This window comes from Thiorhodovibrio litoralis (assembly GCF_033954455.1).
Lineage (GTDB): Bacteria > Pseudomonadota > Gammaproteobacteria > Chromatiales > Chromatiaceae > Thiorhodovibrio > Thiorhodovibrio litoralis.
On the sequence record NZ_CP121473.1, the window covers coordinates 1,363,073 to 1,380,704 of the forward strand.

A 17,632-nucleotide genomic window follows, 5' to 3' on the forward strand; every position below is an offset into this window, starting at 1 on the left:
GCGATAGAAGGAAATCGCGGTCGCTTTAGCGTCCACCACCAAGCCAACACAGCCGAAGCGACCCCGCAACTGAAGCCCCGTCTCAAGGGTCTTGTGTTTATCAGGTCGCCGCTCCATCTCTCGAAGTCTGCGCGCGCTCGCGTGCCGGACGGGTGCCCAATGCGGGGCGCTCGCCACTGAGAAATGGCGGAGAACACTCATGAAACACCTGTTGGTGCTGATGTTGGCGATTGGAGGTGGACTGATGGCAATTGATACCATGGCGACGGAAGCGGATACAGCGGAGCAGGCTTGCGCGCCGGCGCTGGACTTCGAGATGCGACGTCTGGCAAGCGATGAGACGGTGCGCCTGTGCGATGACTATCAGGGCAAGGTGGTGCTGATGGTCAATACGGCCAGCAAATGCGGCTTCACCGGGCAGTACGAGGGCTTGGAAGCGCTTTATGACAAGTACGGCGAGCGCGGCCTGGTGGTGCTCGGCTTTCCGTCGAACGACTTCGCCAACCAGGAACCTGGCAGCGAGGAAAAGATCCAGGAGTTCTGCCGCCTGACCTACTCGGTGGAGTTTCCGATGTTTGAGAAATCCCACGTCAAGAAGGGCAAGGCTAGTCCGCTGTTTCAGTATCTGGCCGAGCAGACGGGGGTGTATCCCAAGTGGAATTTCTACAAGTACCTGATCAACCGCGACGGCCAGGTTGTCGAGGTTTTCTCCAGCATGACAAACCCAAAGAGCGGCAAGATGGTCAAGAAGATTGAGAGCTTGCTGTGAAGCGGTAGCTAGCCATTGCAGCCAGCGCGGCCGTTAAACGGACCTTGTGTTCAAGCGGGTGATGTTGGGATGTCGATCATCATTCATCCGCGCCAAGCACCATGCCTGGCGTATGGCGTTCGACCCGATTGCGACCGTTGCGCTTGGCCGCGTCCATGGCCAGGTCGGCGTGTTTGAGCAGTGCGTCCAGGTCGGGACTGGTATCATCGAGCTCGACCACACCCAGGCTGATGGTCACCTGAAGTTCCTGGCCGTCATCAAGCTCGATCTGGGGGTCCTCTACCGCTGCGCGCAGGCGCTCGGCGACCTGCATCGCTTCCTCTATGCCAGTTTCGGGCAGCCCTGCCTGCTGTCCGCTCCGGTGGACTACACCCCGCGCTTTTGCTGAGGCGGTCTTCGCCATCACCGACTGGTCCCCGAAGCGGACCACGCTTGGCCCATTCCGCGAAGTCTTCAGCCAGCCGGCTTGAGGGAAAAGGGTAGCGACCTGGCTGAGGCGAGCGACGCATCCTGGCACCGGCCGCTGCTGCGACCCGCCGTCCGGCGCTTTCGCTGCCGGTCAGGCTCACACCCCGGATGCGCGGATCGGCAACCAGCGCCTCGGCTTGCTCGCCCGGTATCAGCAGGGTTTGAAGCAGCCCGGCCGGCGCGCCCGCCTCACGGAACAGCCGCTCGATTGCCAGCGCACAGCCGCAGACATTGGATGCGTGCTTCAGCAGCACCGGGTTGCCCGCCGCGATGGCCGGCACGGCGCAACGGAATACCTGCCAAAAGGGGAAGTTCCAGGGCATGATCGCCAGCCAGACCCCGAGCGGCTGAAAGGCTACCAGGCTGAGCGGCGCATCGGTTTTGATTGGCTCATCGGCAAGAAACTGGTGCGCGTGCTCGGCGTAGTAATCGCAGACCCAGGCGCATTTGTCGATCTCCGCAAGGGCTTCGGCGCGGAGCTTGCCCATCTCGGTGGTGATCAGCGTGGCCAGCTCGTCGGCTTGGGCGCGCAGTCGCTCGGCGAGCGAGACGAGCAGCCTGGTGCGCTGCTCAAGCGGTGTCTCAGCCCAAAGGCTGCTTGCGCGCTCCGCAGCCGTCATGGCTTGCTCAATCTGCGGTTCGTCGAAAGCAGCGAAGTGCTCGATGCAGGCCTCTGTATAGGGATTGATTGAGGTGATGGTCATGGATGGAAATACTGACAGACTCTCGTGTTTTTTTAGAAGATACTGATTAACCAGGGTTTCCCTGCGGAATGATATCGATAAACCGGGGTAAGGTATTTATATCGCAGGAAACCTTTGCAGCTTTTGGAATCAGGACTATGCTGAGGCACGGGAAGAACTGCGTGGGCGCTATCCGAAACATCATTGCCCCGAGGACCCCGCTACCGCGCAGCTGGTCCCGCTCGGGCGCAAGCGAACACATCACAAGAATCCACCGGAAGAGGAGTCGATCGAAAGTGTTTAAAAACCTATTACAGAAAACACAGTTACCGGCGTCAAGCGCATCCGCAGTTGCTTTTTCTATCTACTGCGTTCTGGCTCCCGCCGCGACATTAGCCAATGACATACCGCTCGACATCGCAGCTACAAGCAAGATAGCAATTCTCTTTCCGGTGCTTGGGCAAGGTCAGCTCAGCAGCGACATTTATGTGTATGGATGTGGTGACGATGCGACCTGTACGGCGAAAACCCAGCTTGCGGACTACGGCCATGTCACCAATGTGCAGCGCTGGCCAAAGAACCTTGACGGTCCTGGCGGCACACCTCCAGCGGTCTGGATGTTCCCCTCGATCATCGAAAATCTGCCCCAGTACTTCGAGTTTTGGCAACAGAGCGGCAGCACCTGGCAAAGCTGCATCCTTGGCGTTACTCCCGATGGTGGCCTGGACGACACCGTGACGACCTGCGCAGGTGTCGTTCCTACCGCCCCGCAAACGTCAAACGGCATCGCTCAATTCTCCATGGGGGCAGCCATGTTCGCGCAGGCGACCAACCAAGCCGACCCTATGCCCAGCCAGGTCAATACGCTGCCGGCTCGTGGGATCAGCTTTACCAACGCCACCTCGTCGCCAAAGGTCTGTCTGCAAACAGATAGCTCTTTCAATCACCTGAAATGCGCTGGTGGCGAAGCACACGCCATCGCGCAGACATCGAGTTACGCAATCGATTCGGAAACGCTCAAGGATGGTTCAAACTCTGGAGCAGCGCAGGTGATGGCTTATCAGTTTAACCAACAGGGTCGTTTACGTTGGGTATACACCGGCCGAGACGCATCAGCCCGGGTCTATGCCACGAAAATGGAATGGACGGTTTGGCCCGAACACGCGGACTATACGCCCGGACCAACCACCATCGATATCTCGCTGGTTGACGGATTTAATTTCGGCGTTGAACTGGTTCCGAATACCGACACCGTCTGCTCGGTCGCTGATACCGAAGGTGGAGTGCCCTATTTTGTGATGTACCCAGCTGGTACGTCGATAGCGAAATTCCCGTTGAACTCCAACACGACATTGGATCAGGCGTGCCCGGCGCCTCAACAGACCACGGATAGCCTGGGGGGACAGACGGGCTGCTACAGCGCCTGTACTTATGCCAATGTGACCAACCAGCAAATCGATGAAACCTGCTGCATCTCCCCCTTCCACTCGCCGACGTCCTGCACACTTCCACCCACCACAGACTATGTGCAGGACATCGACGCAACTTCGCTCGGGGTTTACTCATGGGCATTCCAGGACTATCGCGGCACCTTTACTTGCGAGGCGACAGCAAACTTGACCTTCCGCTTGCTTGATCCACCCGATGCGGCTGGCACAACTTTCTAGCCAGACTTGTCTCGCGTGTTGCAGTAAGGGGTGGAGTTCCTTATGTCTTGAAATCGGCCGCTCGACCTGTGTCGATTTGGACAAAAGTCGTTCTGTCCTGGCTGTCGCGATTCTCACAAGGCACTTTTCTGCTGCTCAAAAAAATCTTTTCAATCAGAGGATTGTCGCTGATTCGAAAGTGGGCATGATATTTGCTTTCTTGTCATCAAGATTGATAGTCACAGTGGAACGCACCCCTCGATTCTCTGGAGCTTGTGTGATGACGGATCATGATCCAGAACGGAGCGGCAGCAGGGAAGCGCACATCGAATAACTGCAAAAGCAGCGCCGACCGACTGGCCGTTTCACTGAACAAACCCAGAGGGCGTCGCGTGACGAACACAGTCATTTTCTACGAAAAACCAGGCTGCATTTCCAACGGCAAACAAAAGGCGCTGCTCCGCTCGCTCGGCCATGATCTGAGCTGCGGTTTCACATCCGGCCCGCTGCTCGTCGCGTTGGGCGTTCGTCCGCAACCGGAGAAAGATTTCCAATCCTGCTCCCAGACGGGCGATGATCCCAAGTGCGACATACCCACCGGGTCGGACTCGACATGAACGCCACCGTTGCAGACACGGGCGCCCCTGAACGTGCCAGACCGGGCGAGGCGGTAGAGATCGCGCCCGGCGTACACTGGGTCGGTGCGCTCGACCCAGCCCTGCGCACCTTCGATATCATCCTGCGCACGGCCAATGGCACCACCTACAACGCCTATCTGGTGCGAGGCACCAAGGGTGTTGCAATCATCGATACGGTCAAGGCCGAATTCGCCGACGAGTTCTTTGCGCGGCTGGAAGCGGTCGCCCGCTACGACGAGATCCGCGTCATCGTCCTCAATCATCTGGAACCGGACCACAGCGGCGCGCTGCCCGAGCTGATGCGCCGCGCACCTCAGGCGCGGCTGTACATCTCGACCCGCGCGACCTCGATGCTGAAGGCGCTGCTCAAGCCGAACGAGGACGAGCCGTCCTTTGAGTACCAGACGGTCGGCACAGGCGACGAGGTGTCGCTTGGTGATCGTACCCTGCGTTTCCTGCATACGCCCTATCTGCACTGGCCAGATACGCAATGCACCTATGTGGTCGAGGAGGCGGTGCTGTTCTCCGGCGATGTCTTCGGCTGTCACCACTGCGACAGCCGGCTCTTCAACGACCGTTGCGGCGATTTCCGCTTCGCCTTCGATGACTATTACGCCCACATCATGCGCCCCTTCAAGACGCATGTGATGGAGGCGCTCCGTCTGATCGAGCCGCTGCCGCTCAAGATGGTCGCGCCAACGCACGGCCCCATCTTGCGCGACCGTCCGCGCCGCTACCTGACCCGCTACCGCGAACTCTCCAGCCCCCGTTTCACCGAGGGACTGGGCGAGGCACAGGAGGCGCACAAGACCCTGCTCATCTTCTACTTGAGTTCCTACGGCAACACGGCCCGCATGGCCGAGGCGATCCGCGACGGGGCGGAAGAGACCGCCGGGGTGCGGGTGTCGCTCTATGACCTGGCGGGCGGGCCGCTTCAGCCCTTCGTGGATCTGATCGAATCCGCTGATGCGTTGGCATTGGGTTCACCCACCATCAATGGAGACGCCGTCAAGCCCATCTGGGATCTGCTCTCATCGCTGGCGGTGATCGATCTCAAAGGCAAGCTGGGCGCCGCCTTCGGCTCCTACGGCTGGACCGGCGAGGCGGTGCGCATGATTGAGGAACGGATGCGCGGACTCAAACTGCGGGTGCCGGTGGTGGGTCTGCGCATCAAACTCATCCCGACGGGTGCAGAACTCGAGGACTGCCGAGCCTTCGGGCGCGCGCTGGGAGCGGCCATGACCGGCGCGAATGCGGGCCAGACGCTGGAGTTTGAGGATCTGGTCTGATTTGGTCAGTGTTGGTCAGTGCTGGCCTTGAGTCACTAGGGTTGCGAGGCGATGCTGGTAGCGACGCATGACCCACAGGTGCAGCGGGGCTTGGGTGAAGCGGTAGATGGGCCAGGGCAGGGCGGGAGCGTAGTCGTGGATGGCGGCCATGGTGTAACGGCCGTCGAGCAGGGATTGGAATTCGAAGCGCGGCAGGGCCTGCTCGGTTGATGGCGCAGTGGGACGGGCGAGCAGCCCACCGGCGATGCGATAGACGCGCCGCTCGCTGGTGCTCAGGGCAGGTTCCAGCTTGAGGCGCAGCAGGGTGATGCGGGGCCAGCGAGTGGTGACGGTCCAGTCGCCGGACTCCTGGTTGGCGCTATCGCCGGGCGCGAGGTCGAAGGAATGATCGCTTACTGGTTTGGCCGCTGGATTGGTCGGAGGATTGGCCGGGGTAAGCTCGGTCTTGATGAGTCCGAAACAGCAGCGCCCGAGCCAGCGGAAGTAGCTGCCGGCGACCCAGGCGGCGTCCAGGCCGGGCGGGGTGATGATTCGTTGAATGGAACGCACCAGACTCTGCTGGCGCATGCGTGCCCGGTCGGCTGGCAACCAGGCAGCGCGCGGACTGATCGGCCGAGTTGGCTTGTGGGCTGGCTTGTCTACTGGCTTATGAGTTGCCTGGCGTGCTGGCCTGTGGGTTGGCTGGCGCGCCAGTGGGTTTTGCGCTGTCAGCACTTGCTCCAGCGCGGCGCGAAAGCCGAGTGCCTCAGGCGCGATGGCTTGCTGCACCGGGTTGTCGCGCAGGTGATTGTCCTCCGGCAGGCTTTCGACAATGGCGCCGACCAGGGCGGGCGGGGCGCCGGCGACCCAGCGGGCCGTTAGAGCGGCCAGGCGTTTCGGTAGAACGGGGACAGGGATGAATGCCCGCCTGAGACCGAGTGCATCCGCCGTGGCGCGCAGCATCTCGGCGTAGCTCAGGCCGTCGGCGCCGCCGATGTCGAAGGCGCCGGTGAAGTCTTGCGGGCGGCCGAGGCAGTGCAGCAGGGCGCGGATCAGGTCTTGCAGCGCGATCGGGCGGGTCAGGGATTGGGCGCTCGGCGGCAGCAGCATCACGGGGAGCCGGCGCACCAGGTCGATCAGCAGCGAAGGGCCGGAGCCACCGGGGCCGACCACCAGGCTGGCGCGCAGGGCGGTGATCGGGGTGCCGCGCGCGGCCAGCACCATCTCGACCTCGCGGCGGTTCCATAGCAAAGGTGCGAACTCAAAACCGCGTGGCAGCAGACCGCTGACGAACAGTATCTGACGCACCCCGTTGGCGGCTGCCGCTTGAGCAAAGTTATCGGCCAGAATCAGGTCCATATCGCGCGGTTGCGCCTGGGTGAGCCGCGAGGACGGCGCCTGGGAGTGGACCAGATAGATGGCGACATCGACATCGCGCAGGCCATGGCGCACGGCGTCCGCCGAGAACAGATCGCAATGCTCCCAGTGGATATTGGGGTGAGCGCTGGGGCGAGCGGCGCGGACCTGCGAGCGGGTCAGGGCGCGGACCTGATAACGCTTGGCGAGTTCTGGGCAGAGCGCGGTGCCGATGAAGCCGCTAGCGCCGGCGACGGCGATTAGGCGGATGGCACCCGAGCCCGATAACGTGCTGTGGGATAGGTTCTTGTCTGAGCTGGCGTTTGGCGCGATGCCCGAGTGCTTGTTTGAGGTGCTGCCAGAGGTTGCGCCTGCCCCGTCCCCTGCTGCGGCCGCCGAGGTGCTCCCTGATGTCCGTGCGCCCACGACGTCCGTATCAGTCCTGGTGGTCACGGTCGTGGTGATTGGGATCGATTGCGGGTGTCGAGAAAGGCCCGCAGCAGGCCGGCGTGGTGGGCGTCCAGTGCCTCGCGCCGGGCGATCTGGTCGGGCTCGGCCTGCAGCGCGCGGGCGGCGGCGAAGATGTCGGCCAGGTTTTCATCGGCTGGCGAAAAATCGGGGTCTGACGGGACCAGACCGGGGCTGGTCAGCAGCAGCCAGGCCGGGAAGTCTTCGCTGTCGAACTCGGCGTCGCTGTCCTCGAACCGCTGCCAGGCCGAAGTCAGGGCCGGGTCGGGGAAGTCCTTGGCCAGCAGCAAGCGTGCGGTCTCATCCGGGTGCTCCCAACACTGCCACAGCCAGTCACGGCGGGCGGTGTGCGGGTCGCCGTCCTGCCAGCAGGCACGGGCGTGTAGCCGGGCCAGCTCGAAATGGCTGTTCCAGTCCGGGGTGGAATCGATTGCCGTGCGTGCCTGTTGCCAGTGCTCGGCACGGGACCAAGCCATGGCCGGGTGATGCGCGGGATTGGCTAGCAGGTTGTCGCTGCCGCCGGCAGCCATCAGATCCTCGGCCAGCGCTGTCCACAGCGGTGCCAGATAGTCGCGCGCGCCCGTGCCGAGTAGGTGGCGGGCAATCGGGACTATGGCGTCGAGCGCGTGAAAGCGAACGCTGGCATCGGGCATGGCAGCCAGTGTTGCGGGGGCGTCGATGAGCTGTTGCCAGCCCGCGAGCTGGGGATGAGTCGGGCGCTGCTCGCGCAGTTGGGCCAGTGCCTCGTTGGCTGCTTGCGGGCGACGAGCGCGCAGGGCCGCGCGCAGGCGTTCCTCGAGCAGGGTCGCGCCGCTGTCGTGGAATAGATCGAGCTGCTTGCGCGCTGGATCGGGCTCAAGCCGGGTGCCAAGCAGCGCATCGAGCGGCGGCTCGGTGGCGCCCCCGCCGACCTTCAGCAGCGTGGGCTCCGGCCCCCAGCGCTCGAGCGGCTGGGGCAGACCGATCAGACCCTGAGCGCGGGCATAGCTGTGCAATTCCGCGAGCAGTGCGGCCAGCTCGGTGGCTTTGGCCTTGGGTTCGACGCGCAGCAGGCAGAACAGCTCGGGCTGCCGGCCGAGGCGCCAGGCCTCGTAGTCGGCAAAGCGCAACCAGCCGGCGGCGAGCAGGAACTCGAAGGGATCGAAGCCATGGCCCTCTTGCAGCAGTTGGTCGAGGAGATGGTGCGCGGCTGCGCGGTCTTGGGGTTGCAGCATGATGGATCCGGTTAGTTCTCGCCCTCTGCGATGGGCGCGAACAGCATGTCGAGATCGGCCGCGCTCAGGCTGGAGGTGGCGGCGGCACCGCCGGTTAGCATAGCGTCGGCCAGGGCCTGCTTGCGTGCTTGTAGCTCGGCGACTTTTTGCTCCACAGTGCCTTCGGTGAGCAGTTTATAGACGAACACGGGCTTGTCCTGGCCGATGCGATGGGCGCGGTCGGTGGCCTGGCGCTCGGCGGCGGGATTCCACCAGGGGTCGTAGTGGATGACGGTGTCGGCAGCGGTCAGGTTGAGGCCGCTGCCGCCGGCTTTCAGGCTGATCAGAAACACCGGCACCTCGCCGGACTGGAAGCGATCGACCAGTACATCGCGATTCTTGGTGCGGCCGGTGAGCTTCACATAGTCCTGCTCCGGGCGCATTTTTTGGCGGGTTTTGAGTTCGCCTTCGATCAGATCCAGCATGCTGGCGAACTGGGAGAAGAGCAGGATGCGCCGGCCCTCGTCGCGCAGATCGGCCAGGAGTTCTAGCAGCATCTCGAGTTTGGCCGATTCCTTGACCTTTTTTGCGCTCTCAAGCGACAACAGCCGTGGATCGCAGCAGACCTGGCGCAGTTTCAGCAGGGCATCGAGAATCACAATGCCGCTGCGCGACAGACCTTTGCGCTCCACCTCCTTGCGCACCCGCTCGTGCATGGCCAGACGCAGGGTCTCGTAGAGATCGCGCTGGGCACCGCTTAGCGGTACTTCGCGCAGGATCTCGGTCTTGGGCGGCAGCTCGGGGGCGACTTCCTCCTTGGTGCGGCGCAGCATGAAAGGGGCGATGCGTCGGCGCAGTTGTTCCGCGCGCGGCTGGTCGTTGAACTTTTCGATCGGGTTGCGAAACAGCCGCTTGAAGCGACGATCATCGCCGAGCAGGCCGGGCATTAAAAAGTCGATCAGTGCCCAGAGTTCGCCCAGGTGATTCTCCAGTGGCGTGCCGGTCAGGCACAGCCGGTGGCGGGCGTTGATGATGCGCACCGCCTCGGCCGCCTTGCTGCGCGGGTTCTTGACCGCCTGGGCTTCATCGAGGATGAGCATGTGATAGGGGTGAGCGCCGAGCGCCTGATAATCGCGCGGCAGCAGCGGGTAGGTGGTCAGGATCAGGTCGTGCTTGGGAATCTCCGAGAAGCGTGCGTGCCTTTCGGAGCCCTGCAGTGTGAGCACCTTGAGCTCGGGCGTGAAGCGCTCGGCCTCGCGGCGCCAGTTGAACATCAGACTGGTCGGCGCGACCACCAGGCTGGGGCGATCGGCGCGGCCGGCGGCTTTCTCGACCAGCACATGGGCCAGGCACTGGATGGTCTTGCCCAGACCCATGTCGTCGGCCAGCACCCCGCCGAGCTCGAAGTCGCGCAGAAATTGCAGCCAGTCGAGACCCTTGCGCTGATAGGGGCGCAGCTCGGCTTTGAGTCCGGCAGGCGGCTCGACTGGTGCGATGCCATCGAAATCGCGCAGCCGTTCGCCCCAGGCCAGGGTTTTTTCGGCGCCGGACCAGCGCGTGTCGGGCAGGGCGTTGGCAAGCTCGGCCAGTTGCCCGCGTTGACTGTGCGCCAGGCGCAGGCGGCCGTCCTTGTCGAGCGGCTTGTCGTCGTAGAGCTCGATCAGCGTGGTCAGCAGCGGGCGCACACGCTCGAGCGGCATCATCGCGTAGCGGCCGTCGGGGAGCTTGATCGGCAGCCTGGCATCGTCGGGCGTGGCGGCCAGTGCCTCGCTGGTGAAGCTGTCACGGAAGTTGTGCATCAGCTCGACCAGCAACGGCAGCAGATCGACGCGCTGGCCGTCTACCTCCACCCCGAGCGCGAGGCTGAACCAGGCGTCCTGGGCCTCGTCCTCGATCTGGAACTCCCAGTCGTCGATGTCGGCGAGCTGGTAGCGGAAACTCGGGTCGATGATGACGTCCCAGCCCTTCTCGCGCAGTCTGGGCGCGTCGTAAGCAACGAATTGCAGCCAGTCAGCGTCAGGGTCACTCAGAAAGAGACGGCCATGGGTGCCGTACTCGAAACTAAAGCCGAGCCCTTTCAATTCCAGACTTGCTTGCCGCTCGCGCTCCTGGTCGCGCGGGCACTCCACCACCATGCCGTCGCGCACGTCCTCGACCAATGGCTGGGGATTGTCATGCGCAATCAGTCGTTTGCCATAGCGGAAGCTCAGGCTGCCCCCGTCGACCCAGCTCGGATACTGCTGCATACCCCAGTGACGCAACTCACGCGAGATTTCGCGGTTCTCGCTCCAGAGCTTGAGTGTGGGCACGGGCTTGAGATCGCTCACCCGCTGGCGATCTAGCGTCGGTGGCAGTGGCAGCTTGAGCTTGGGTAGACGGTCGTTCAGGCGCTGGCGCAGGGGCTCGGCGGCACTGCTTGGCACGGCGGGAGCCTGCACCAGCAGGGTCGCAGTGGCCGGGTCGAGGTCGGTCTCTAGCAGGCCACAGTGGCCGTTGTTGGGATCGAGCCAGCAGGGCGGCTCGCACGGGAGCAGCAGGGCCTCGGGCGGGCCGCCGTCGAGGCGGATGTTGAGCGTGGCGTCGTCCTGAAGCTCCCAGCGAAAGGTGCCATGCAGTGGTGGTTGCCAGTGCAATGGCTGTTCGCTCGACTCCCAATAGGCGCGGCCGGTGCTGGCAAGGAGTTGCAGCAGGTCTGCGCTGCCGGGACCGGCGATGCGCAGGCGGTCACGATGGACGGGGCCGCCAGGCTGGCGGGTGACGCTCTCGGCCAGCGCCATGATGCGCTGGTCGGTCAGGGTGATGAAGCGCGCCTGGGAGCGACCGAGCAGGGAGAAAGGTTCGCGCTTGCCGAAGCCACCGTCGACCAAGCGACGAACTTTCGTGGTTTTCAGAAAGAGATAGCGACGGTGATGCGCGGTGGCGATGTCAAGTTGAAACAGCAGGCATTGGCTATCGTCCTGAGTCTGGCGATGCTGCAGTTGCTCCGCACCGGCCAGCCAGTTCAGCAGTTCGCGCGGCAGGGGGGCGGTCGCGTTGCTCGGCAGGACGGCTTGTTCGTCCTGGCCATTGGCATCACCTTGGCGCAGGCGTTTTTCGGCCGCCAGCAGCAGGGCGACCATATGCTTGCAGTTGTGGCCAATCGGGCAGGAGCATTGCCCGGAAAGCTCCAGGGTGCCGATTCTGGGTGCGGAGACTTGGACTAGCGTCACGTAGGACTGATTGCCGGAACCTCGCACCCGGCCGTTCAGCGACCCGCGCTCAAGGTCGATGTTCAGGCTCTGGACGCGACCATTGCGAAAATAACGCAAACCGCGCTCGAAGGTTCCGAGATCGAACTGGTGCTGAAACGTGTTGAGGAGGTCGACGGGAATCACGGGTCTTGTGGCGGCTCGGGCTGCGGCAAACCACTAAATATAACGCGTTTGGCGTCGGCGTTGGGTGGGGATGCCAGTTTTGCTGAGAATCGTCTCAGCGATTCGCGGATGGAATCCAGATGTCGCGCACCTGGCCACGAGCACAGGTTAGAATGCCAGGATATAAACCGAGTCCTGATGGGGGAGTGAGGACGTTAATGATTTCGGTAACAAGAGTTTTGCTTGGGGCGCTGCTGCTGTGCGGCGCGGCTGTTGTGCATGCGGCGGACGATCTGCTTGAAGCCATGCCGGAGCTATCGCCGGCGCCGGCCTTCGATCTGCAAACGCCCGATGGTACCCGCGTGGTTCTGTCGGAACTGCGCGGGGAGGTCGTTGTGGTTAACTTCTGGGCAACCTGGTGTCCGCCTTGTCTGGCTGAAATGCCGGCGATGGAGCGGGCCTGGCAGGGCCTGCGCGACAAGGGCGTGCGCTTCATCGGCATCAACGTCGACGAAGACAGCGACACTGTCGCCAAGTTTGCCGAGACCCAGGGCGTGAGCTTTCCGCTGCTCATCGATCCGGGTGGAAAAGTGACGCAAGCCTGGCCATTGCGCGGGCTGCCAACCACCTTCGTCGTTGATGCAGAGGGTAGGTTGCGTTTTCGCGCCCTGGGCGAGCGGAATTGGGACGATCAACCGATCATGCAGCAGATCTTGTCCCTGACCGAGAATCTTGCGGATCTGCCCGCGACTGACCAAGATGCGCCGGGTTGGTAAGGGCAAAGTCCGTCTGCATCTTCAACCTTCATGGTCAGGGCATGATCCCGGCCATGATCCGGGCCATCTCGGAAGATGAATCCACCTGATTCGCGATAACCTCAGTTCTACAACGAGCACTATGTCGAGCCAACATTTGCAAGCACCGAGTATCGATCCGCGCGAAGCGGCGCATTTCGAGAGTCTGGCCCACCGCTGGTGGGATGAGCAGGGTCCCTTCTGGCCCTTGCACCGGCTCAATGCGTTTCGCGCCGACTATGTGCGGGAGAAAGCCAGCGCCGCACTGGGGCGGCATGCGGGTAGCGAACAACCCTTCGCCGGACTCCGTGTGCTGGATGTTGGCTGCGGCGGCGGCATCCTCAGCGAGTCGGTTGCTCGACTAGGCGCACGCGTGCAGGGCATCGATATCTCCGAGAAGAATATCCATGTCTCGCGTCTGCATGCCGAGTGGAGCGGGCTGGACATCGACTACCAGCTGACTACGGTCGAGGACCTGGCCGCCAGTCGCGCCCAGTTCGATCTGGTGCTCAACATGGAAGTGGTCGAGCATGTCGAGCAGTTGCCAGATTTTCTCGGCCAATGCGCGCGCCTGGTGCGCCCCGGCGGCGTCATGGTGGTGGCGACTATCAACCGCACTCTGATCGCTTGGCTAACCGCCATCATCGCCGCCGAGCGGGTGCTGCGCTGGCTGCCAAAAGGGACGCACCACTTTCGCAAACTGGTTAAACCCAAGGAAGTGATTGCCGGGCTCGGACCTCAATTTCGGGTGCTCGAGCGCACCGGCGTGCGGGTTAATCCGTTCAACCGCAGTTTTCACTTCACCCCTTACATGGGCGTGAACTACATGATGGTGTTCGAGCGCGCCTGAGCCCGGTTGATTGCGGGAGGGCTTGCTCTCAGGCGCAGGGATTGATGTTTCGGGTGCGGCAGGGACCGCGACTTTCCGGGTTCGCCGCCGTTTCAGCGGGCGATGTCCGTGACACGCCAGCGGAAGCCCTCGAGCGTCAAGACCAGATGGGTCGGATTGGCGCCGAGTTCGCCGAGTCGAATCACGAAACGGTTCCAGGACTCGAAGAAGGCAAAGTCGACGCCGGCCAAGAAGCTGTTCGGGCTCTCTGGCGCCGCGCGCTGCATGGCCTCGCGCAGGCTGGTGCGGACCCAGTCGAGGGTGATCGTCTTATCGAGTGCGTTGTCGCCGAGATCCTGAAGGCCTTTGGCCAGTATGCCGATGACCTGGTCGCTGTCGTTGCCACTCGGCAGCCAAGTATCGACGGTATTGCCGAAGCGGCCCTTATAATGGGTCTGCACAGCGGCAAGATCGACCAGCGGGGCCAGTGCCTGAGTCGCCGTTGGCCCCTCAGGCTTGGCGAGCGCGCCACTGAGGCGAAACACCGCCACATAGGGCCAGAGTGCATAAAGCAGAACGGCCAGGATCAAGACATTGCGCGCCAGTTTCCACATTAGCCTTAACTCGCGTAGGGTTGGCTTGTAAACGCCGATTCTACCCTCTTTGCCCAGTGCTGCCGAGTCCGAAACGTACGCCGAAATAAACGCCGATGAAGGCCGAATGAACCCCTAATGAGCTCAGGTGAGGATCAGATTCCGGGTGCCCAGACCTATCTGGTCGGTGGTGCGGTGCGCGACGCCCTGCTGGGGTTGCCGGTGCGCGAGCGCGACTTCGTCGTCGTCGGTGGCAGTGTCGAGGCCATGCTGGCGCGCGGCTTTGTTCAGGTTGGCAAGGACTTTCCAGTCTTCCTCCATCCCGAGACCAAGGAGGAATACGCCCTTGCGCGCACCGAGCGCAAGAGCGCCCCGGGCTACCGTGGCTTTGTCGTCCATGCCGACCCGCAGGTGACTCTGGACGAGGACCTGGCGCGCCGCGATCTGACCATCAATGCACTGGCCCAAGATACCGATGGCCAGCTCATCGACCCCTTCGGGGGGCGGGCCGACCTTGATGCCCGTGTGCTGCGTCATGTCTCCCCTGCCTTTGTCGAAGATCCCGTCCGCATCCTGCGGGTGGCGCGTTTTGCCGCGCGTCTCGATCCGCTCGGCTTCCGCGTCGCCCCCGAGACCGCCGCGCTGATGCGCGAGATGGTCGCTGCCGGTGAGGTCGATGCCCTGGTGACCGACCGCGTCTGGGCCGAACTGTGCCGTGCGCTGGGTGAGGAGCGACCCGCGCGGTTTTTCGAGGAACTGCGCGCCTGCGGTGCGTTGAAGGTGCTGCTGCCAGAACTCGACCGCCTCTGGGGCGTGCCTCAGCCCCCGCAATGGCATCCGGAAATCGACACCGGCGTGCATGTCATGATGGTGCTCGACCAGGCCGCGCGCCTGTCGTCCGAGCCCGAGGTGCGTTTCGCCGCGCTCTGTCATGATCTCGGTAAGGGCACCACGCCAACGGATATTCTGCCCAGTCACCATGGGCATGAGGAGCGCAGTGTCGAACTGCTCAAGCAAGTTTGCCAGCGCCTGCCGGTGCCCAACCGCTTTGCCGAACTAGCGCAGCTGGTCGCGCGCTATCACGGCAAGGTGCACAAAATCGACGAGCTGCGCGCGAGCACTATACTTGGTGTTTTCGAAGGCGCCGACCTGTTCCGCCGCCCGCAGCGCTTCGAGCAGTTCCTGCTGGCCTGCGAGGCTGACTCGCGCGGCCGCCTCGGCTTCGAGGATCGCCACTATACCCAAGGCGAAACCTGGTGCCGCCTTGCGCAAGCCTGCCTGGCTGTAGACACCGGCGCCATCGCCCGCGCGAGCGAGCCCGCCCGCATTCGCGAGTCCATCCGCCTCGCGCGGCTCGAGGCGATCAAGACCGCGCTTCGCATCGGCTAAGTGCCAGCGGCTGGAATTTCCACCAGTGCACTGAAAGAACGCATTCGCCAGATCGAGATCCGAGCGTGATCCGAGCGAGGATTTCTCACATGAGCGCGGTTGACGTTTGTTACGACATGGAGATGCCACAATGACGAACTTGGCGACGCTGTATGACACCGATTATTCGCAATGGGCGCAACGCAATGCCGAGCTGTTGCATGCGCGGCGCTTCGAGGAACTGGACATTGCGCATCTGCTGGAGGAACTCAGCGATATGAGCAAAAGCGATCGCCGCGAGCTGCACAGTCGTTTATTGATCTTGATCGCGCATTTGCTGAAATGGGAACATCAATATCAAACGCTGGCGGAACGCTGGCGTGAATTCAAGGGTGATAGCTGGCGTACGACGATCATCGAACAGCGGAAGCAATTGGCGACCTTATTGAGACAGTCGCCCGGCTTGAAAGCGGCGATTGAAGGAACCATCGCGGCTGTTTACCCCGACGCCGTCGATCTGGCCGCCAAGGAAACACGCCTTCCCTTGGAAAGCTTCCCTAGCATCTGCCCGTATTCGCAAGCGCAAATCTTCGATGACGATTTCTACCCTTGAGAAGGCGATGGCTGACGAAGGATTGGCGGATGAGTTGGATGCATGGCCACGATACTGAGAGGTGAATTCGGTGGGCGGATCTGAACCCGACGATCGGCCGAGAGCAATCTGGGGAGCACCCAGTTAAGCGCTCTTGGGTGAAAATCAGTCAGATTCGCACGCTATCAACAGAGCGTATTGGCAAGAAAATTGGAATCCTTGATGCCGACGAGCTTGTGCACGTCATGAAGGTCTGAGTCAGATCATTGGCGGTTGAGACATAAATAGAGGCTCATTAGCCGCCTCCGAGTCAAAGGAGGTGGGGTCGATCACGGGACATCGGAGACCGACATGACTGAATCACCACCCGGCTTGATCTCTGAATCTTGCAACAACCTCGGTCAAGCCGGTCGCACCGATCAGACCGCCGGCCCTGTCGAGCTTGACGCCCGCCAGTTCCTTGCCGATGAGGGCTTTGATATCTGGCGCGAAAGCCTCCACCCGTTGTTCGACCTGGAGCCGGCCGCCGGAAAGCGCCCCCAAAACTTCGCCGCCCAGGTCCGCGCCTTCAGCCTCGGCGATCTGATGCTCAGCGACAGCGCCTCCCGCGGCCACTTCATCTGGCGCGGCGCCGCCAGTAGCGACCTGCTGTTGGTGCAGCTTCATACCCAGGGCGAGGGACAGGCCACCAATGGCGGACGCCCGATGCCGATCATGCCCGGTGCGCTTAGCATCATCGACCTCGCCTATCCCTACCTGGCCGAGGATCATGATTTTCGTTGTCTGACCCTGATCATGCCCCGCGCCCGTCTGGGCGAGCGGGCGGGCGCCGGCAATCCTGGCGGACTGGTGCTACCACCCGAGCGACCGCTCACGCGCATTCTCACCGCCCACCTGTTCAGCGTCTGGGACAGTCTTCCCGACCTGACCGCAAGTGAGACGCCCGCCGTGGTGAACGGGCTGCTGCATACCCTGACCGAAGCCATCGCCTTCCAGACCCAGACAGACCCTCGGCGACCACCGGCGCTGCCGCTCAGCCAGGTCGCCTTACTCGCCTTCATCGACCGTCACCTGCAACAGCCGCTCGACGCGGCCCATCTGTGCCGGGTCTTTGGCTGCTCGCGCAGCGTGCTCTATCGGTTGCTGGCTCCCGAGGGCGGGGTGGGCGCCGTCATCAAGCAGCGTCGTCTCGCCCGCGCCTATCGTCTCTTGGGCAACCCGGCGCTGCGCCATCTGAGCATCGCCGAGATCGCCATGCGCTGCGGCTTCTCCGATCAAAGCCACTTCTGCCGCGCCTTTCGCGCCACCTTTGCACTCAGCCCGAGCGATGCGCGCCAGCGCCTAGCCGCCGAGTCCACCCCCTCCGTGCGCCCCTCCGATCTGCCCCGCTTTCGCGACTGGCTGCTCTCTGTGTGATCTACCGGCGCGCTTTGCGCCGGCGATCGACCACTTCCCGTTTTTGCCGTTCTGACTGGGACGCTGAGTCAAACAACTCTGGGACGCTGGTACAAGAAATCGCCGTCGGGGCGGGTTAGATTTCAGGAGTCACTGTCATGACCGACGCCGTCATGTAGGTGCGGCTTCAGTCGCACAGACTCGATGCGTCTAAAGCCG

Annotated in this window: 17 protein-coding genes; 11 read left to right on the forward strand and 6 right to left on the reverse strand. The window is 62.7% G+C overall.

Annotated features, from left to right (window positions below):
- Nucleotides 1–199 precede the first annotated feature (199 nt).
- Nucleotides 200–769: a glutathione peroxidase gene (locus tag Thiosp_RS05970; protein WP_201068517.1), complete on the forward strand. Its 570-nt coding sequence runs from the start codon at nt 200–202 to the stop codon at nt 767–769.
- A 79-nt stretch (nt 770–848) separates the two neighbouring features.
- Here the strand turns inward: Thiosp_RS05970 and Thiosp_RS05975 are convergent, their stop codons facing one another.
- Nucleotides 849–1,082 carry a diguanylate cyclase gene (locus Thiosp_RS05975; RefSeq protein ID WP_201068518.1) on the reverse strand — a complete coding sequence of 78 codons (234 nt, stop codon included), beginning with the start codon at nt 1,080–1,082 and terminating at the stop codon, nt 849–851.
- The gene (locus Thiosp_RS05980; protein WP_242518867.1) at nt 1,027–1,941 is read right to left on the reverse strand and encodes an aldehyde dehydrogenase family protein; all 915 of its coding nucleotides are present in this window, start codon (nt 1,939–1,941) and stop codon (nt 1,027–1,029) included. The genes Thiosp_RS05975 and Thiosp_RS05980 overlap by 56 nt, the downstream gene beginning before the upstream one ends.
- A 100-nt stretch (nt 1,942–2,041) precedes the next feature.
- Here Thiosp_RS05980 and Thiosp_RS05985 point away from each other — a divergent pair, with 100 nt between their 5' ends.
- From Thiosp_RS05985 to Thiosp_RS06000, 4 genes are all read left to right on the forward strand, one after another.
- The gene (locus tag Thiosp_RS05985) at nt 2,042–2,224 is read left to right on the forward strand and encodes an ATP-dependent helicase C-terminal domain-containing protein (RefSeq protein WP_323697102.1); all 183 of its coding nucleotides are present in this window, start codon (nt 2,042–2,044) and stop codon (nt 2,222–2,224) included.
- Nucleotides 2,217–3,587 (forward strand): thaumatin family protein, encoded by a 1,371-nt coding sequence (locus Thiosp_RS05990; protein WP_201068519.1) that lies wholly within the window; start codon nt 2,217–2,219, stop codon nt 3,585–3,587. The genes Thiosp_RS05985 and Thiosp_RS05990 overlap by 8 nt, the downstream gene beginning before the upstream one ends.
- A gap of 269 nt (nt 3,588–3,856) precedes the next feature.
- Nucleotides 3,857–4,183 carry a thioredoxin domain-containing protein gene (locus Thiosp_RS05995; RefSeq protein ID WP_242518868.1) on the forward strand — a complete coding sequence of 109 codons (327 nt, stop codon included), beginning with the start codon at nt 3,857–3,859 and terminating at the stop codon, nt 4,181–4,183.
- The gene (locus Thiosp_RS06000) at nt 4,180–5,493 is read left to right on the forward strand and encodes an FprA family A-type flavoprotein (RefSeq protein WP_201068520.1); all 1,314 of its coding nucleotides are present in this window, start codon (nt 4,180–4,182) and stop codon (nt 5,491–5,493) included. Before Thiosp_RS05995 ends, Thiosp_RS06000 begins: the two co-directional genes overlap by 4 nt.
- Nucleotides 5,494–5,508: 15 nt before the next feature.
- Here the strand turns inward: Thiosp_RS06000 and Thiosp_RS06005 are convergent, their stop codons facing one another.
- Genes Thiosp_RS06005 through Thiosp_RS06015 form a run of 3 tightly spaced genes read right to left on the reverse strand, consistent with a single transcriptional unit; the run spans nt 5,509 to nt 11,863 of the window.
- The gene (locus Thiosp_RS06005; RefSeq protein WP_323696859.1) at nt 5,509–7,254 is read right to left on the reverse strand and encodes an NAD(P)H-binding protein; all 1,746 of its coding nucleotides are present in this window, start codon (nt 7,252–7,254) and stop codon (nt 5,509–5,511) included.
- Nucleotides 7,255–7,277: 23 nt separating this feature from the next.
- Nucleotides 7,278–8,510, reverse strand: coding sequence for a hypothetical protein (locus tag Thiosp_RS06010; RefSeq protein ID WP_201068522.1), 1,233 nt, complete (start codon nt 8,508–8,510; stop codon nt 7,278–7,280).
- An 11-nt stretch (nt 8,511–8,521) separates the two neighbouring features.
- Nucleotides 8,522–11,863 (reverse strand): DEAD/DEAH box helicase, encoded by a 3,342-nt coding sequence (locus tag Thiosp_RS06015; RefSeq protein WP_201068523.1) that lies wholly within the window; start codon nt 11,861–11,863, stop codon nt 8,522–8,524.
- A 197-nt stretch (nt 11,864–12,060) separates the two neighbouring features.
- Here Thiosp_RS06015 and Thiosp_RS06020 point away from each other — a divergent pair, with 197 nt between their 5' ends.
- Together Thiosp_RS06020 and ubiG are read left to right on the forward strand one after the other, a co-directional pair.
- Nucleotides 12,061–12,618, forward strand: a complete 558-nt coding sequence (locus Thiosp_RS06020) for a peroxiredoxin family protein (RefSeq protein ID WP_201068524.1) — start codon at nt 12,061–12,063, stop codon at nt 12,616–12,618.
- 121 nt (nt 12,619–12,739) lie between these two features.
- On the forward strand, nt 12,740–13,486 hold the full coding sequence (gene ubiG / locus Thiosp_RS06025; RefSeq protein WP_201068525.1) for a bifunctional 2-polyprenyl-6-hydroxyphenol methylase/3-demethylubiquinol 3-O-methyltransferase UbiG: 747 nt from the start codon (nt 12,740–12,742) through the stop codon (nt 13,484–13,486).
- A gap of 92 nt (nt 13,487–13,578) precedes the next feature.
- Here the strand turns inward: ubiG and Thiosp_RS06030 are convergent, their stop codons facing one another.
- Complete coding sequence (locus Thiosp_RS06030; protein ID WP_201068526.1) at nt 13,579–14,079, reverse strand: DUF2939 domain-containing protein; 501 nt, start codon at nt 14,077–14,079, stop codon at nt 13,579–13,581.
- A gap of 117 nt (nt 14,080–14,196) precedes the next feature.
- On the opposite strand from Thiosp_RS06030, the gene Thiosp_RS06035 reads away from it, so the two are divergent.
- From Thiosp_RS06035 to Thiosp_RS06050, 4 genes are all read left to right on the forward strand, one after another.
- Nucleotides 14,197–15,447 carry a multifunctional CCA addition/repair protein gene (locus tag Thiosp_RS06035; RefSeq protein ID WP_201068527.1) on the forward strand — a complete coding sequence of 417 codons (1,251 nt, stop codon included), beginning with the start codon at nt 14,197–14,199 and terminating at the stop codon, nt 15,445–15,447.
- Nucleotides 15,448–15,577: 130 nt separating this feature from the next.
- A complete protein-coding gene (locus Thiosp_RS06040; protein WP_201068528.1) occupies nt 15,578–16,039 on the forward strand; it encodes a DUF29 domain-containing protein in 462 nt (153 codons plus the stop codon).
- Between the two features lie 137 nt (nt 16,040–16,176).
- On the forward strand, nt 16,177–16,275 hold the full coding sequence (locus Thiosp_RS06045) for a hypothetical protein (protein ID WP_323696860.1): 99 nt from the start codon (nt 16,177–16,179) through the stop codon (nt 16,273–16,275).
- A 94-nt stretch (nt 16,276–16,369) separates the two neighbouring features.
- Nucleotides 16,370–17,434 (forward strand): helix-turn-helix domain-containing protein, encoded by a 1,065-nt coding sequence (locus Thiosp_RS06050; protein WP_323696861.1) that lies wholly within the window; start codon nt 16,370–16,372, stop codon nt 17,432–17,434.
- Nucleotides 17,435–17,632 lie beyond the last annotated feature (198 nt).

Bases quoted from the DNA above. Each gene is read 5' to 3' on its own strand.
- Thiosp_RS05970 (WP_201068517.1), top strand. From the start codon at position 200: ATGAAACACCTGTTGGTGCTGATGTTGGCGATTGGAGGTGGACTGATG.
- Thiosp_RS05975 (WP_201068518.1), bottom strand. From the start codon at position 1,082: ATGCAGGTCGCCGAGCGCCTGCGCGCAGCGGTAGAGGACCCCCAGATC.
- Thiosp_RS05980 (WP_242518867.1), bottom strand. From the start codon at position 1,941: ATGACCATCACCTCAATCAATCCCTATACAGAGGCCTGCATCGAGCAC.
- Thiosp_RS05995 (WP_242518868.1), top strand. From the start codon at position 3,857: ATGATCCAGAACGGAGCGGCAGCAGGGAAGCGCACATCGAATAACTGC.
- Thiosp_RS06000 (WP_201068520.1), top strand. From the start codon at position 4,180: ATGAACGCCACCGTTGCAGACACGGGCGCCCCTGAACGTGCCAGACCG.
- Thiosp_RS06010 (WP_201068522.1), bottom strand. From the start codon at position 8,510: ATGCTGCAACCCCAAGACCGCGCAGCCGCGCACCATCTCCTCGACCAA.
- Thiosp_RS06020 (WP_201068524.1), top strand. From the start codon at position 12,061: ATGATTTCGGTAACAAGAGTTTTGCTTGGGGCGCTGCTGCTGTGCGGC.
- ubiG (WP_201068525.1), top strand. From the start codon at position 12,740: ATGTCGAGCCAACATTTGCAAGCACCGAGTATCGATCCGCGCGAAGCG.
- Thiosp_RS06030 (WP_201068526.1), bottom strand. From the start codon at position 14,079: ATGTGGAAACTGGCGCGCAATGTCTTGATCCTGGCCGTTCTGCTTTAT.
- Thiosp_RS06035 (WP_201068527.1), top strand. From the start codon at position 14,197: ATGAGCTCAGGTGAGGATCAGATTCCGGGTGCCCAGACCTATCTGGTC.
- Thiosp_RS06040 (WP_201068528.1), top strand. From the start codon at position 15,578: ATGACGAACTTGGCGACGCTGTATGACACCGATTATTCGCAATGGGCG.
- Thiosp_RS06050 (WP_323696861.1), top strand. From the start codon at position 16,370: ATGACTGAATCACCACCCGGCTTGATCTCTGAATCTTGCAACAACCTC.